This is a genomic window from Klebsiella sp. P1954, from assembly GCF_018199955.1.
Lineage (GTDB): Bacteria > Pseudomonadota > Gammaproteobacteria > Enterobacterales > Enterobacteriaceae > Klebsiella > Klebsiella pneumoniae.
In genome coordinates this window covers 4,630,329-4,646,685 of sequence record NZ_CP073373.1, presented here as the reverse complement: position 1 = coordinate 4,646,685, position 16,357 = coordinate 4,630,329, and the positions used below count along the sequence as shown (strand labels likewise).

13 protein-coding genes are annotated in these 16,357 nt (G+C 58.8%); 10 read left to right on the top strand and 3 right to left on the bottom strand.

Translation table 11 applies throughout. The features are described from left to right. Positions 1-75: 75 nt before the first annotated feature. The 9 genes from KB890_RS22415 to yejF all read left to right on the top strand — a co-directional run bounded on the left by KB890_RS22415 (position 76) and on the right by yejF (position 11,731). Entirely contained in the window at positions 76-1,542 is a 1,467-nt protein-coding gene (locus KB890_RS22415) for a mannitol dehydrogenase family protein (protein ID WP_004200498.1), read from the top strand. 120 nt (positions 1,543-1,662) lie between these two features. Continuing rightward, a complete protein-coding gene (locus tag KB890_RS22410; RefSeq protein ID WP_004144255.1) occupies positions 1,663-2,640 on the top strand; it encodes a CobW family GTP-binding protein in 978 nt (325 codons plus the stop codon). Between the two features lie 37 nt (positions 2,641-2,677). Continuing rightward, the gene (locus KB890_RS22405) at positions 2,678-3,391 is read left to right on the top strand and encodes a phosphatase PAP2 family protein (protein WP_002912965.1); all 714 of its coding nucleotides are present in this window, start codon (positions 2,678-2,680) and stop codon (positions 3,389-3,391) included. 425 nt (positions 3,392-3,816) lie between these two features. Then, on the top strand, positions 3,817-4,386 hold the full coding sequence (gene mepS / locus KB890_RS22400) for a bifunctional murein DD-endopeptidase/murein LD-carboxypeptidase (protein WP_002912967.1): 570 nt from the start codon (positions 3,817-3,819) through the stop codon (positions 4,384-4,386). 188 nt (positions 4,387-4,574) lie between these two features. Then, entirely contained in the window at positions 4,575-6,137 is a 1,563-nt protein-coding gene (locus tag KB890_RS22395; RefSeq protein WP_020324282.1) for a cyclic di-GMP phosphodiesterase, read from the top strand. Positions 6,138-6,205: 68 nt separating this feature from the next. Next, positions 6,206-8,011, top strand: a complete 1,806-nt coding sequence (locus KB890_RS22390) for an extracellular solute-binding protein (protein ID WP_020324335.1) — start codon at positions 6,206-6,208, stop codon at positions 8,009-8,011. Between the two features lie 9 nt (positions 8,012-8,020). After that, positions 8,021-9,115, top strand: coding sequence for a microcin C ABC transporter permease YejB (locus KB890_RS22385; protein ID WP_004175058.1), 1,095 nt, complete (start codon positions 8,021-8,023; stop codon positions 9,113-9,115). Beyond that, positions 9,115-10,140 carry a microcin C ABC transporter permease gene (locus tag KB890_RS22380; RefSeq protein ID WP_020324348.1) on the top strand — a complete coding sequence of 342 codons (1,026 nt, stop codon included), beginning with the start codon at positions 9,115-9,117 and terminating at the stop codon, positions 10,138-10,140. The genes KB890_RS22385 and KB890_RS22380 overlap by 1 nt, the downstream gene beginning before the upstream one ends. A gap of 1 nt (position 10,141) precedes the next feature. Then, complete coding sequence (gene yejF, locus KB890_RS22375) at positions 10,142-11,731, top strand: microcin C ABC transporter ATP-binding protein YejF (protein ID WP_004151118.1); 1,590 nt, start codon at positions 10,142-10,144, stop codon at positions 11,729-11,731. Positions 11,732-11,734: 3 nt separating this feature from the next. On the opposite strand, the gene KB890_RS22370 is transcribed toward yejF, so the two are convergent. The 3 genes from KB890_RS22370 to rsuA all read right to left on the bottom strand — a co-directional run bounded on the left by KB890_RS22370 (position 11,735) and on the right by rsuA (position 14,323). Beyond that, positions 11,735-12,079, bottom strand: coding sequence for a YejG family protein (locus KB890_RS22370; protein ID WP_002912974.1), 345 nt, complete (start codon positions 12,077-12,079; stop codon positions 11,735-11,737). A 331-nt stretch (positions 12,080-12,410) separates the two neighbouring features. Then, entirely contained in the window at positions 12,411-13,607 is a 1,197-nt protein-coding gene (locus tag KB890_RS22365; protein ID WP_002912975.1) for a Bcr/CflA family multidrug efflux MFS transporter, read from the bottom strand. Continuing rightward, a complete protein-coding gene (rsuA, locus tag KB890_RS22360) occupies positions 13,604-14,323 on the bottom strand; it encodes a 16S rRNA pseudouridine(516) synthase RsuA (RefSeq protein WP_002912977.1) in 720 nt (239 codons plus the stop codon). Before rsuA ends, KB890_RS22365 begins: the two co-directional genes overlap by 4 nt. 147 nt (positions 14,324-14,470) lie before the next feature. On the opposite strand from rsuA, the gene KB890_RS22355 reads away from it, so the two are divergent. Next, complete coding sequence (locus KB890_RS22355; RefSeq protein WP_004144263.1) at positions 14,471-16,228, top strand: DEAD/DEAH box helicase; 1,758 nt, start codon at positions 14,471-14,473, stop codon at positions 16,226-16,228. The last annotated feature ends 129 nt before the right edge of the window (positions 16,229-16,357 follow it).

The following is a 16,357-nucleotide window of genomic DNA, read 5'->3' as shown; positions in this document are numbered from 1 at the left end:
GCTTACCAATTTAACTTCCTGTCATATAACTTTAGACTGGCATTGTTAATAAGCAGTTAAACAGGTGTGGGAAGAATGACAACAATTGCAACCGCTACGCTACCGAAGAACGTGCAATACCCTCAATACGATCGCAGCCAGCTCCGCTCGCGTATTGTCCATTTCGGCTTTGGCGCGTTTCACCGCGCGCACCAGGCGCTGCTCACCGATCGCGTGCTGAATAACGTCGGCGGCGACTGGGGGATCTGTGAAATCAGTCTGTTCAGCGGCGACACGCTGATGAGCCAACTTCGCGAACAGGACCATCTGTTTACCGTGCTGGAAAAAGGCGCCGACGGCAACCAGCCCATTGTGATCGGCGCGGTGCACGAATGTCTGAACGCCAGGCTCGATTCGCTGGCGGCGATTATCGAAAAATTTTGCGAGCCGCAGGTAGCGATTGTCTCGCTGACCATTACGGAAAAAGGCTACTGCATCGATCCGGCGACCGGGAAACTGGATCCGACGCATCCGCGCATTATTCACGATCTGGAGAATCCGACGCTGCCGCAGTCGGCTCCCGGTATTTTAGTTGAAGCGCTGGCCCGCCGCCGGGAACGAGGCCTTCCGCCCTTTACCGTGCTCTCCTGCGATAATATCCCCGACAACGGTCACGTGGTAAAAAATGCCGTCCTCGGCATGGCGGAAAAACGCAGCCCGGCGCTGGCGGACTGGATCGCCGACAACGTCAGCTTCCCGGGCACCATGGTGGATCGCATTGTTCCCGCGGCCACACCGGAGTCGCTGGCGGAAATCGCCGCCGTGCTGGGGGTCGACGATCCCTGCGCCATCAGTTGCGAACCCTTCATTCAGTGGGTGGTCGAAGATCACTTTGTCGCCGGGCGACCCGCCTGGGAGACGGCGGGCGTGCAGATGACCGACGACGTGTTGCCCTGGGAGCAAATGAAGCTGCGGATGCTCAACGGCAGCCACTCTTTCCTCGCCTGGCTTGGCTATCTGGCAGGGCATGCGCACATTAGCGACTGCATGCGGGATGACGTCTTCCGCCGCGCCGCCCGCCAGCTGATGCTTGACGAACAGGCTCCGACGCTGACCATTACCGGCGTTGATCTGCTGGCCTATGCCGACAGTCTCATCGCCCGCTTCAGCAATCCGGCGCTCAAACACCGCACCTGGCAAATCGCCATGGACGGTAGCCAGAAGCTGCCCCAGCGCATGCTCGATGGCATCCGCGTACATCTGGCGCGCGACAGCCGTTGGCCGCTGCTGGCTCTCGGCGTGGCCGGCTGGATGCGCTACGTCAGCGGCACGGACGACGCCGGTCAGACGATCGACGTGCGCGATCCGCTGGTCGACAAGATCCGGCAGCGGGTGGCCCAGAGCGATGAGCAGCAGCGCGTCGACGCCCTGCTGGGGCTGGAGGAAATATTTGGCCGCGACCTGCCGCACAACGCCCAGTTTGTCGCCGGGATCCGCGCCGCCTGGCAACAGCTGGCGACGCACGGCGCCCGCGAGGCCGTCGCCCGCGCGCTGAATTCTTAACAATATTTGCGCTTATGCGGACAGAATTCTCTTCTGTCCGCCTCAGGACTTCTCTTTTCCCCCTTTTTTCGTCAGGATAGGCGTAACTGTTACAACATTACATTTATCCTGGAGAAAAGAGTGACCAGAACCAATTTGATCACCGGCTTTCTCGGCAGCGGTAAGACGACCTCGATTCTTCATCTGCTGGCGCAGAAGCCTGCGGATGAAAAATGGGCCGTACTGGTTAACGAGTTTGGCGAAGTCGGGATAGACGGCGCGCTGCTGGCCGACAGCGGCGCCCTGCTCAAAGAGATCCCCGGCGGCTGCATGTGCTGCGTCAATGGCCTGCCGATGCAGGTTGGGCTGAACACCCTGCTGCGCCAGGGCAAACCCGATCGCCTGCTGATCGAACCCACCGGTTTGGGCCACCCAAAGCAGATCCTCGATATCCTCACCGCGGCGGTGTATGAGCCCTGGATCGATTTGCGCGCCACGCTGTGCATCCTCGATCCCCGCCAGCTGCTGGATGAAAGAGCCGTCAGCAACGACAACTTCCGCGATCAGCTGGCCGCGGCGGACATCATTGTGGCGAATAAAAGTGATCGGGAAACCCCCGAAAGCGCCCGGGCGCTGGCCGACTGGTGGCAGCGCTGGGGCGGCGAGCGTCGCAAGGTGTCGGCAATCCAGGGCAATATCGATCTGACCCTGCTCGATGAGCCACGACGGAACACCGCCCCGCTGCCGGCGAGCGCGGAGCACGCCCACCGCCATTCCCCCACTTCCGGCCTCGCCGCGCTCAGCCTGGCGGAACACCAGCGCTGGCGCCGACATCTCAACAATGGCCAGGGCTATCAGGGCTGCGGCTGGATCTTCGACGCGGAGACGGTCTTTGACACCATCGGCCTGCTCGAATGGGCCAGGCTGGCGCCAGTGGGGCGCGTTAAAGGCGTGATGCGCATTGCCGAGGGGGCGGTGCGAATCAACCGTCAGGGGGAGGATCTCCATATCGAGACCCTCAGCGTCGCTCCGCCCGATAGCCGGATCGAGCTTATTTCCGCGAATGAAGCCGACTGGAACGCACTCCAGACCTCATTGTTGAGGCTTCGTTTAAGTTAAGGCGGCTAAGGTTGCCGCCGACTGTCACAAAATCGCAATGGCTATGATGAAAAACCGAATTCCTTTAATCCTGCTGCTTAACATCGCGGGTGTAGCGCTATTTTGCTCCTGGTATCTGCCAGCCAACCATGGCGCGTGGTTGCCGGTCGACTCCGCGATCTTCCATTTCTTTAACCATGGCGTCAGCGTCAGCCATGCTTATGCCTGGCTGCTGGCGATCATCAACAATCGCGCCTTCGACGCCTGTTCGCTGCTGGCGATGGGCTGCCTGATGCTGAGCTATTGGCTAAAGGCGCCGACTGCAGGCCGTCGTCAGATCGCCATCATGGGCCTGGTGATGCTGCTGGCGGCGGTGATCATCAACCAGCTCGCACAACACCTGATGCCGGTACAGCGCGCCAGCCCGTCGCTGTTTTTTAGCGATATTACCCGCGTCAGCGACGTCGTTAACTTCCCCACTAAGGATGCGTCGAAGGACAGCTTCCCTGGCGATCATGGGATGATGCTGCTGATCTTCGCGAGCTTTATGTGGCGCTATTTTGGCCGTCGCGCGCTGGGCGTCGCGCTGATTATCTTTGTGGTCTTTGCTTTCCCGCGGGTAATGATTGGCGCCCACTGGTTTAGCGATATTGCCGTCGGCTCCCTGACCGCCGTGCTGATCGGCGCGCCCTGGGTATTGATGACCCCGCTGAGCGATAAATTGATCGCCTTTTTCGATCGCTACTTACCCAGCAGAATATCGGCCAAATAATGTATCCGGCAGCCGCCAGAGTCATTAACTATAAGGGGACCTTTTGGGTCCCTTTTTACATTTTCCTTTTTTTCAACATGACGTTCATCTTCTTGTCACATTAATCCCGTGACAAATGAAGGAATTGTCTGTTTTTTGCCCGATATTGCCGTAATTTTGGCCTTTCCCGATGATTCACTTTTTGTCACCAAAATACTTATAAGAAATCGCGCAAAACCGCTCGCCATGCGGCGTTTGATAGGGTAATCTCGTTCTCGTTTTGCCTTTTCCGCAGCATTAATTCAGGGCATGAATAAAATTGTGCGTGACTGCACAAATTTAAGCTTAAGGAATTGTCTCATTGCGGATGGGTATTTAGGCTCTAACACGTTTGGCATTTTTTATAACGACATTGTCGTTAAGGACAACAAGGGAAAATAAACAGCATGGTCAAATCTCAGCCGATTTTGAGATATATCTTGCGGGTAGCCCCCGCGATTGCAGTAGCGGTTCTGCTTTCCGCGTGTAGTTCAACAAGTACCGCCAGGAATATGCATTCTGAGACGCATGCTGTGGGTAGTGGCGATTTATCATCACTGCAAGCCTCTCAGGATGAATTTGAAACGATGGTCCGTAACCTGGACGTAAAGTCCCGTTTAATGGATCAGTATGCCAGCTGGAAAGGCGTGCGTTACCGCCTCGGCGGCAGCACCCGCAAGGGTATCGACTGCTCAGCATTTGTGCAGCGCACCTTCCGCGAACAATTTGGTCTGGAACTGCCGCGTTCAACCTCTGAACAGCAGGAAACCGGAAAATCGATTTCCCGTGCCCAACTGCGTACAGGCGATCTGGTTCTGTTTCGCGCCGGCTCTACCGGCCGCCATGTCGGGATCTACCTCGGCAACAACCAGTTTGTTCACGCCTCCACCAGCAGCGGGGTGACTATCTCCAGCATGGATGAGCCATACTGGAAAAAGCGCTACAATGAAGCGCGTCGAGTCCTGAGCCGCTCGTAAACTGTCCTCCACCGCCGCCGGTTATCCCTTGGCTGGCTGCGGGATAAAAAACACTGCCCCAGGCAGTGTTTTTTTTTGCCACCTGGTTCTCAACGTCGCAAAATAAGCTATGTCTTTTAAGTGGGAATGAGAAAAACGACGACCGACACTCCGTTGATGCGCTTCAATAACACGGAAAGAATCTGGCTATGCTTACTCGCTACTTTTCGCCCCAGCGTAAAACCTGGTTAACCAGCCTGAGCGTGGGGATCATCGTCGCGCTGTTGGCCGGGAGCATTCAGTTTATGGTGATCTACCATAACCGGGCCGAGCGTTTCGACGCCATTATCAACAATGTTAATACCTATCTGAAAAGCTATTTTCACGACCTGCGCCAGACCATTGACGGCCTGCAGCCGCTGGTGGACCAGCCCTGCGAGAATATTGACTCCGGGCTTACCTCCCACGCCGCGTTCAGCCCCAACGTCCGCGCTTTCCTGCTGGTCAAAAACGGCATCGCCTTTTGCTCATCGGCTACGGGAGCCATGAATACGCCCCTCAGCCAGCTGATCCCGGCCATCGATATCAGCAAACCCGTTGCTATGGCGATTTTACCAGGCACGCCGATGATGCCGAAGAGCGCGGCGCTGGCGCTGTGGGTAGGTAAACCCGGCGATCAAAACAGCGGCATTTTCGTGTCGATTAACGCTAATCTCACGCCGTATATCCTCTATTCCGCGCGGCAAAACGATTTCAGCGGCATTGCGCTGGCCATCGATCACACCGCTATCTCCACCTTCAGTAATCGGCTGGTGGATCCGCAAACGCTGCATAACGCGCCGATCCGCCAGGCACAGATCGAGGACTTACCGCTGAAGGTCTACCTGTATGCCAACAGCTGGCTGGCGGAAAATACGCAGTTTGCTCTGCTGCTCGGGGTCGTCTGCGGCCTGCTGGCGGGGCTGCTCTGCTATTACGTGCTGACGATCAAATCGGATCCGCGAAAATCCATTCTGCTGGGGATCAAAAATAACCAGTTCTACATCGTTTATCAGCCGGTGGTTAATGCTCAGACTCTACGTATCAGCGGCGTGGAGGTCCTAATGCGCTGGCGCCATCCGGTGGTTGGTGAAATTCCGCCCGACGTTTTTATTAACCTGGCCGAAACCCAGCAGATGATCGTGCCGCTAACCCATCACCTGCTCGCGCTGATCGCCAGCGACGCTGCGGTGTTGAAGCGTATTCTGCCGCGCGGCGTGAAGCTGGGGCTGAATATTTCCCCTGCCCATCTGCAGACCGACAGCTTCCGCGACGATATGCTGCGCTTCGCCGCCGCGCTGCCAGCCGACCACTTTCACGTGGTGCTGGAGGTAACCGAGCGGGCGATGATTGATAAAGAAAAATCGATGGCTAACTTCGCCTGGCTCCACCGCCAGGGATTCGAAATCGCGATTGATGATTTCGGCACCGGGCATAGCGCGCTGATCTATCTCGAACGCTATAACTTCGATTATCTGAAGATCGATCGCGGTTTTGTGCAGGCGATTGGTACTGAAACAGTAACCTCGCCGGTGCTGGATGCGGTACTGACCCTCAGCCGCCGGCTGAAATTAATGACCGTCGCCGAAGGGGTGGAGACCCAGGAACAGGCGGAGTGGCTTCGCGGCCAGGGCGTTCATTTCCTGCAGGGGTACTGGATCAGCCGACCGCTGTCGCTGGCCGGGCTGGTGGCTGCGCACGATGAACCCGCGAACTATTTCACAACGCGCTAAGTCTCACTTATGATGCGGGAACGGATGTCGGCCATGGGGGCCGGCCATGACAGGGTATTCTGCCGCCTATGTATGCGCGCCTCTTTCTGATTCTGCTGGCTCTGTTTAGCCTGGACGCTAAGGCGCAAACCATTCAGGAAAGCGTAGCCTTCGCGATTATCGGCGAACCGAAATACGCCGCCGGTTTCAGTCATTTTGATTACGTCAATCCCAGGGCGCCGAAAGGCGGCACCCTCACCCTGGCGGCGATCGGCACCTTTGATAACTTCAACCGTTATGCGCTGCGCGGCAACCCCGCGGTACGCACGGAGGCGCTCTACGATACCCTGTTCACCACCTCGGATGATGAGCCCGGCAGCTACTACCCGCTGATTGCCGAGCGGGCGCGCTATGCCGAGGACTATTCCTGGATGGAGATCGCGCTCAACCCGCGCGCCCGCTTCCATGACGGCACGCCGATCACCGCCCGCGATGTGGCGTTTACCTTCAACAAGTTTATGACCGAAGGGGTGCCGCAGTTTCGCCTGTTTTATAAAGGCACCACCGTGAAGGCCATCGCGCCGTTGACCGTGCGTATTGACCTCGGCCAGCCCGGCAAAGAGAACATGCTGAGTCTGCTGAGCCTGCCGGTGATGCCCGAGGCGTTCTGGCGCCAGCACAAACTCAGCGACCCGCTGTCGAAGCCGCCGCTGGCCAGCGGGCCATACCGCATCAGCGCCTGGCGAATGGGGCAATATATTACCTATTCCCGCGTCGCCGACTACTGGGCGGCCGACCTGCCGGTCAACCGCGGTCGCTGGAATTTCGATACGCTGCGCTATGACTATTATCTCGACGACAATGTCGCTTTCGAAGCCTTTAAAGCGGGAGCCGTCGATCGCCGGGAAGAGACCGTCGCCAAAAACTGGGCTACCCGCTACGTCGGTCGCAACTTCAGCCGCGGCTACATCATTAAAGATGAGCATACCAATACCTCGGCGCAGGATACCCAGTGGCTGGCGTTCAATATTAAGCGCCCGATTTTTGCCGATCGCCGGGTGCGGCAGGCCATTACCCTGGCGTTCGATTTCGAATGGATGAACAAGGCGCTGTTTTACAGCGCCTATCAGCGCGCCAACAGCTATTTCCAGAACACCGAATATGCCGCCCGCAGCCTGCCCGACGCAGCCGAGCTGGCCCTGCTGACGCCGATGAAAAACGAACTGCCTCCGGAGCTCTTCAGCCAGGTTTACCAGCCGCCGGTCTCCCGCGGCGATGGCTTCGACCGCGCCAACTTACTCAAAGCCGACGCCCTGCTCAATGCGGCGGGCTGGACGGTGAAGAACCAGCGCCGGGTCAACGCCGCCACCGGCAAGCCGCTGCGCTTTGAGCTACTGCTGCCGGCCGGAGGCAATGACCGCTGGGTGCTGCCGTTTCAGCACAACCTGCAGCGTCTGGGGATCGTCATGGATATTCGTCAGGTTGATAATTCGCAGTACAGCAACCGCCGCCGCAGCCGGGATTACGACATGATGCCAAGCCTGTGGCGCGCCATGCCCTGGCCGGGGACCGACCTGCAAATCTCCTGGGCGTCCGACTATATTCACTCCAGCTACAACGCGCCGGGGGTGCAAAGCCCGGTAGTGGATAAGCTGATTGCGCAGATCCTGCAGTGGCAGGGCAATAAGCAGAAACTGATCCCTCTCGGTCGGGCGCTGGATCGTGTGCTGACCTGGAATAACTACATGTTGCCGATGTGGTATATGGCGCAGGACCGCACCGCGTGGTGGAATAAGTTCTCTTTCCCCGCGACCCGCCCCATCTATTCGTCCGGCCTCGATACCTGGTGGTACGACGTGAACAAAGCGGCCACCCTCCCCGCGGACAGACGCTAAGGACATCCCATGGGCAGCTACCTGATCCGCCGTTTGCTGTTAGTCATCCCCACCCTGTGGGCCATCATCACCATTAACTTTTTTATTGTCCAGATCGCGCCTGGCGGCCCGGTCGATCAGGCCATCGCCGCCATCGAGTTTAATCAGCGCGGCGGGATGCCGGGGGCTAGCGACGGCGGCATGGGCGCCAGCCATGCCCGCACCGGCGCAGGCAATATCAGCGAGGGTCACTATCGCGGCGGGCGCGGCCTCGACCCGGAAGTCATCGCCGAGATCACCCACCGCTACGGCTTCGATAAACCTCTCCACGAGCGCTATCTGAAGATGCTGAGCGATTATCTGCGCTTTGATTTCGGCGACAGCCTGTTTCGCAGCGCCTCCGTGCTGCAGCTGATTAAAGACAGCCTGCCGGTCTCGGTGAGCCTCGGGCTGTGGAGCACGCTGATTATCTATCTGGTCTCCATTCCGCTGGGCATCCGCAAAGCGGTCAGCAACGGCAGCCGCTTTGATATCTGGAGCAGTACGCTGATTATCATTGGCTATGCGATCCCTGCCTTTCTGTTCGCCATCCTGCTGATCGTGATTTTTGCCGGCGGCAGCTATTTCGACCTCTTCCCGCTGCGCGGTCTGGTCTCGCCAAATTTCGACACCCTCCCCTGGTATCAGAAGATCCTCGACTACCTGTGGCACATCACCCTGCCGGTGTTGGCGACGGTAATTGGCGGCTTTGCTGCGCTGACTATGCTGACCAAAAACAGCTTCCTCGACGAGATCCGCAAACAGTATGTGGTCACCGCCCGCGCCAAAGGCGTTGGTGAGAAACAGATCCTCTGGGGACACGTGTTCCGTAACGCCATGCTGCTGGTGATCGCCGGCTTCCCGGCCACCTTTATCAGTATGTTCTTTACCGGCTCGTTGCTGATCGAAGTGATGTTCTCGCTAAACGGCCTGGGTCTGCTGGGCTATGAAGCGACGGTCTCCCGCGACTATCCGGTGATGTTTGGCACGCTCTATATTTTCACTCTGATTGGCCTGCTGCTGAATATCGTCAGCGATATCAGCTATACGCTGGTCGACCCGCGCATTGATTTTGAGGGCCGCTAATGTCTTTCTTCAGTCCCGTTAATCAGGCCCGCTGGGCGCGCTTTCGCCACAACCGTCGCGGCTACTGGTCGCTGTGGCTGTTTTTAATTCTCTTCCTTTGCAGCCTGGGCGCCGAGCTGCTGGCCAACGACCGCCCGCTGCTGGTGCAGTACCGGGGCCAGCTGTACGTCCCGGTGTTAAAAAACTACACCGAGCAAACCTTCGGCGGCGCGTTCGCCACCGCCGCCGACTATCAGGATCCCTGGCTGCAGCAGCAGCTGGCGACTCACGGCTGGGCGCTATGGCCGCCAGTGCGCTTCGGCGCGACGACAATTAATTTTGCCAGCACGGTTCCCTTTCCATCGCCGCCCTCGGCCAGCAACTGGCTCGGCACCGACGCCAACGGCGGCGATGTGCTGGCGCGGATCCTTTATGGGACACGCATCTCGGTGCTCTTCGGTCTGCTGCTGACGCTGTTCTCCAGCGTGCTGGGGGTGCTGGCCGGAGCGATACAGGGTTACTACGGCGGTAAAATCGACCTGTGGGGACAGCGCTTTATCGAAGTCTGGTCCGGCATGCCAACGCTGTTCCTGATCATCCTGCTCTCCAGCGTCGTGCAGTCGGGCTTCTGGTGGCTGCTGGCAATCACCGTTCTCTTTGGCTGGATGACGCTGGTGGGCGTGGTGCGCGCGGAATTTCTCCGCACCCGCAACTACGACTATGTTCGGGCGGCGCAGGCGTTAGGGGTTAGCGACCGGCAGATCATCCTGCGGCATATGTTGCCCAACGCGATGGTGGCGACCCTCACCTTTCTGCCCTTTATCCTGTGCAGCTCCATTACCACCCTGACGTCGCTGGATTTTCTCGGCTTCGGCCTGCCGCTCGGCTCCCCCTCCCTCGGCGAGCTGCTGCTGCAGGGCAAAAACAACCTGCAGGCGCCCTGGCTGGGCATTGCCGCGTTTCTCTCCGTCGCCGTGCTGCTGACGCTACTGATTTTTATTGGTGAAGCGGTTCGCGACGCCTTTGATCCCAGTAAGGCGGTGTAATATGACCCACCCGCTGTTAGCTATCGACAATCTCTCTATTGCCTTTCGCCAGCAGGGTGAGACGCAGACCGTGGTGCACAATCTGTCGCTCGAGGTGGCGGTCGGCGAAACGCTGGCCCTGGTGGGCGAATCCGGCTCCGGTAAGAGCATCTCCGCCCTGTCGGTGCTGCGGCTGCTCCCTACCCCGCCGGCCAGCTACCCCAGCGGTGACATCCGTTTTCATGGCCAGTCGCTGCTGCATGCGGATGAGGCGACCCTGCGCGGCGTGCGCGGCAACCGGATCGCGATGATCTTTCAGGAACCGATGGTATCGCTCAATCCTCTGCACACCCTGGAAAAACAGCTCTACGAGGTGCTGTCGTTACACCGGGGAATGCGCAAACAGGCGGCGCGCGGGGAGATCCTCGACTGCCTGGAGCGCGTCGGGATCCGTCAGGCGCCGCGGCGGCTGGCGGACTATCCGCATCAGCTCTCCGGCGGCGAGCGCCAGCGGGTGATGATCGCCATGGCGCTGCTGACGCGCCCGGAGCTGCTGATCGCTGACGAGCCGACTACCGCCCTGGACGTATCGGTGCAGGCGCAAATTCTGCAACTGCTGCGCGAGCTGAAGCAGGAGCTGAACATGGGGCTGCTGTTTATCACTCATAACCTGAGCATCGTCCGCCAGCTGGCTGACCGGGTGGCGGTAATGCAGAACGGCCGCTGCGTGGAACACAATGACTGTCGGGCGCTGTTCAGCGCGCCAGCGCATCCCTACACCCAACGCCTGCTGGATAGCGAGCCGGACGGGGAGCCTGTGCCGCTGGCCGCCGATGCCCCGGTGCTGCTGCAGGCGGACGATTTAAAGGTGGCGTTTCCCGTTCGCAAAGGGATCCTGCGTCGGGTGGTCGATCATCATCGGGTGGTCAACAGCCTTAGCTTTCAGCTGCGCGCCGGCGAGACGCTGGGCCTGGTGGGGGAATCGGGTTCCGGTAAAAGTACCACCGGCCTGGCCCTGCTGCGCCTGATCCCGTCCGGGGGCAAGATAACCTTCGCCGGCCAGCCGATTCAGGGCCGTAACCGCCGACAGCTGCTACCGCTGCGCCGACAGATGCAGGTGGTTTTTCAGGATCCGAACTCGTCGCTCAATCCGCGCCTCACGGCGCAGCAGATCATTGAGGAAGGCTTGCGCGTCCACCAGCCGACGCTGACGGCGGCCGAACGCGAACAGGCGGTGATCCTTGCCATGCAGGAGGTCGGCCTCGACCCGGCCAGCCGCCAGCGCTATCCGGCGGCGTTCTCCGGTGGCCAGCGACAGCGTATCGCCATCGCCAGAGCGTTGATCGTCAAACCGCAGCTGATCGTCCTCGATGAACCGACCTCATCGCTGGACAAAACCGTTCAGGCGCAGATCCTGAACCTGCTGAAAGCCTTACAGCGAAAGCATCAGCTGGCCTATATTTTTATCAGCCATGATTTAGGCGTGGTGCGGGCGCTGTGTCACCAGGTGATGGTGCTGCGTCAGGGAGAGGTGGTCGAACAGGGCGAGTGCAAGTCCGTCTTCAGCGCACCCCGGCATGAGTATACCCGCCAGCTGCTGGCGCTAAGCTGACGGTCAGAAAGGGTTATTGCCGGAGAAGGGCTCGGCGATGGCCACGCCAAAGTTTTTCAGACGACAGGTGGCGGCAAACTCATCCTGCAGGTTTACGAACAGGCAGGGTTCACCTTCGCACTCCAGCACGGAACAGTCGACTTCGATGTCGCTTAACGCCTGGCTGAGCTTATGCATCACCGGCCAGGCTTTCTCACCGTCCGGGCTCAGCAATTTCAGGGCAACGAGACTGTTCTCGTTCTGCGCGCCGTTTTGCGGAATCGGTTCAACTCTGGAACCCGCAAAACCGGCCAGCCAGCGATAGCTCTGCGGCAGACGGTGTACGATAGAGAGTTGTTGTGTATTCACTTGGTTTCCCCGGAAGCAAAAGGCTTCACAATAAATTTACATCAATATTAACACACTGTTGACAAATAGTCCTGCCTTGAGGCAGAAAACGTTTACAGCGGCGGCGGACCAGGGTTAAGCGCTTATAATCCAGCGCTTTATTTTTTATACCTGGCGAGCCAATTGGCGCTATATGTACCCGTTTCTGTGATCCAAAACAACTTTTTTATCGCAACAATGCGACTTTTTACACTAATTGATTTTACATAAAGGAAACAAATCGCAGAACCCTGAAGCCCATTGCGGTTGACATGCATCAAGAAAGGGGCGATTTCGCCCCTGAAAATGTGACCTAGCGTGCGATTTTTCGCCGCCGGGATGCGTAAAGCGAGAAGAAAATAGAGCAGGTTGCGCAGAAGGCAATAGAGATCAGCATCGGCCAGGCGGTGGTAAACGTCGCCATCGACAGCAGCGCGCCGATAATCGCCCCGATACCGAAACGGAAAGTCCCCGCCAGCGACGAAGCAGTGCCCGCCATATGCGGAAACTCATCGAGGATCACCGCCATGGCGTTAGACGACACCATGGATACGCAGCCGACAAAGGCCGCTACGCCGATCACCAGTGACCAAAAGCCGACATCCAGCAGCGCGCAGACCACCATCCACACCGCCATGGCAAACTGGATCCACAGCCCGGCGCGGAACATACGCAACGCCCCTACCCGCCGCACAAACCGGCTGTTGAACATGGTCATCAGAAACAGAAAAACGATGTTCAGCGCAAAATAGTAGCCAAAGTGCTGAGGCGCGACGTGGTTTATATTGATGTAGACAAAGGGACCGGCGCTAAGGAATGAGAACATTCCCGCGAAGCTAAAGCCGCTCGCCAGCATATAGCTCAGTACCCGCTTGTGGCGGAACAGAGTGGCAAAGTTACCCAGCGTGGTGCGCAGATGGAACGGCTGACGCCTTTCAGCCGGCAGCGTTTCGCGGATAAACAGGCCGATCATCAGCGAGGCCAGCAGGGCCACCAGGGCGAGGATCCAAAAGATGGCATGCCAGCTGAACCAGACCAACACCGCCCCGCCGACCATCGGCGCCACCAGCGGCGCAATGGTCGTGACCAGCATGACAAACGACATCATGCGCGAAAACTCATCTTTCGGATAGATGTCGCGCATCAGGGCGTTAATCACCACGCTGGCCGCCGCGGCTGCCAGACCGTGGAAGAAACGCATGACAATCAGCATATCGACGGTTTGCGACAGGGCGCAGGCTACCGCCGCCGCCGCGAAGACCAGCGTCCCGCCGAGGATCACCGGCTTGCGGCCAAGGCTGTCCGCCATCGGGCCGTACAGCAGCTGACCCAGCGCAAAGCCGAGGATATAGGTGCTGAGCGTCATCTGCGCGCTGCCGTCCGGGACGTTATACTGGGCGGCAATCACCGGCAGGGCCGGAAGATACATATCAATAGACAGCGGCATCAGCATGGCCAGCAGGCCAAGGATAAACACAATCCCCAGTGAAGAATTCTGCTTCAGCGTCACGTTTTACTCCGTGGCTGCGGGGCGCCCACGCTGGCGATTTCCGCTTCCGTCAGCGGACGATATTCACCCGGCGCCAGCGATTCATCCAGCAGGATGTCGCCGATGCGTTCCCGATGCAGGCCAACCACGTGGTTGCCCACGGCGGCGAACATGCGTTTCACCTGATGGTAGCGGCCTTCGCTGATGGTGAGGCGCACTTCGGTCGGAGTGATAACTTCCAGCAACGCCGGTTTGGTGAGATCTTTTTCGTTATGCAGCTGGACGCCTTTGGCGAACAGCTCCGCGGTCCCTTCCGCCAGCGGGCTTTCCAGCGCCACCAGATAGGTTTTTTCACAGTGGTGGCGCGGCGAGGTAATGCGATGCGACCACTGGCCGTCATCGGTCATCAGCACCAGCCCGGTGGTGTCGATATCCAGCCGTCCGGCGGCGTGCAGCTTATGCGCCACCGGCTCGTCGAGGAAATAAAGGATAGTCGGATGATCGGGATCGTCGGTGGAACAGACGTACCCTTGCGGCTTGTTGAGCATAAAGTAACGCGGGCCATTCTGCTGGGTCAGCGTATTTCCGTCATACTCCACCTCGTGCTCCGGCTGGAGCTTAAAAGAGGCATCTTTCACAATGTCGCCGTCCACGGTAACGCGGCTGCCGCGAATTTCACGCCCGGCAATAGCCCGGCTGACGCCCAGCTGCTGAGCGATAAACTTATCAAGTCGCATGAGATTTTTTTAGCCTGTCATAGTGCTGGAGCGGGCAAATCGCCCGAAAAAGAAGAATTTCACCGGCTAGTATAACGGGCTCTTAACACCACTCAAGGGAAAAGATTCATGGCATACTATTCGCCAGTTAATTAGCCCCGTGAATTCATGACTTTTACATTACGTCCTTACCAACAAGAAGCCGTCGATGCCACCCTCGCCTGGTTCCGTCGCCATACCGAGCCGGCGGCGATTGTCCTGCCCACCGGCGCGGGCAAAAGTCTGGTGATCGCCGAGCTTGCCAGGCTGGCGCGCGGCCGCGTGCTGGTGCTGGCCCATGTCAAAGAGCTGGTGGCGCAGAACCATGCCAAATACTGCGCCCTTGGCCTCGAGGCGGATATCTTCGCCGCCGGCCTGCAGCGAAAAGAGAGTCACGGCAAAGTGGTGTTCGGCAGCGTGCAGTCGGTGGCACGCAATCTCGACCAGTTTCGCAGCGAATTTTCGCTACTCATCGTCGATGAATGCCACCGCATCAGCGATGATGACGACAGCCAGTATCAGCAGATCATCGGTCACCTGCGGCAGGTCAATCCGCAGATCCGGCTGCTCGGCCTGACGGCCACGCCGTTCCGCCTTGGCAAGGGCTGGATCTATCAGTTCCATTATCATGGGATGGTGCGCGGCGATGAAAAGGCCCTGTTCCGCGACTGCATCTATGAGCTACCGCTGCGCTATATGATTAAACACGGCTATCTGACGCCGCCGGAGCGCCTCGATATGCCGGTGGTGCAGTACGATTTCAGCCGCCTGCAGGCGCAAAGCAACGGCCTGTTCAGCGAAGCCGATCTTAACCATGAGCTGAAAAAACAACAGCGTATCACGCCGCATATTGTCAGCCAGATCGTGGAGTTCGCCGAAAACCGCAAAGGGGTGATGATCTTTGCCGCCACCGTGGAACACGCCCGGGAAGTGACCGGCCTGCTGCCGGTAGGCCAGGCGGCGCTGATCACCGGCGAAACGCCTGGGCCGGAGCGGGATCGCATCATCGAGGCCTTTAAAGCGCAGGCGTATCGCTATCTGGTGAACGTCGCGGTGCTGACCACCGGCTTCGACGCCCCGCACGTCGACCTGATCGCCATCCTCCGCCCCACCGAGTCGGTGAGTCTTTACCAACAGATCGTTGGCCGCGGTCTGCGCCTGGCGCCGGGGAAAACCGACTGTCTGATCCTCGACTACGCCGGCAATCCGCATGACCTGTATGCCCCGGAAGTGGGGACGCCGAAGGGCAAAAGCGACAACGTGCCGGTGCAGGTCTTCTGCCCGGCCTGCGGCTTCGCCAATACCTTCTGGGGCAAAACCACCGCCGACGGCACCTTGATTGAACACTTTGGCCGCCGCTGCCAGGGGTGGTTCGAAGATGACGACGGCCACCGCGAACAATGCGACTTCCGCTTTCGCTTTAAAAACTGTCCGCAGTGTAATGCGGAAAACGACATCGCCGCCCGCCGTTGCCGGGAGTGCGACACTATACTGGTTGACCCGGACGATATGCTGAAGGCGGCGCTGAAACTGAAGGACGCGCTGGTGCTGCGCTGCAGCGGCATGGCCCTGCAGCACGGCGGCGACGAGAAGGGCCCGTGGCTGAAAATCACCTACTACGATGAAGACGGGGCGGATGTCAGTGAGCGCTTCCGTCTGCAGACCCCCGCCCAGCGCACCGCCTTCGAACAACTTTTTATTCGCCCGCATACCCGCACCCCCGGGGTGCCGCTGCGCTGGATAACGCCGGCGGATATCGTGACCCAGCAGGCGCTGCTGCGCCATCCGGACTTTGTCGTCGCCCGCATGAAGGGGCAGTACTGGCAGGTGCGGGAAAAAGTGTTCGATTATCAGGGGCGTTTTCGTCGCGCCAACGAGCTGCGTTAATTACCGGAAAGCTGAGGTTTTGATTGCCCGGGTGTCGTTTGGCGGCTATAATGCCGCCCGCTTTTGCATTCGCAAAGCAGATAATCCGCCTGTTGCTGGGTCGCCTGTAGCAGGCTTTATATAGAGAGA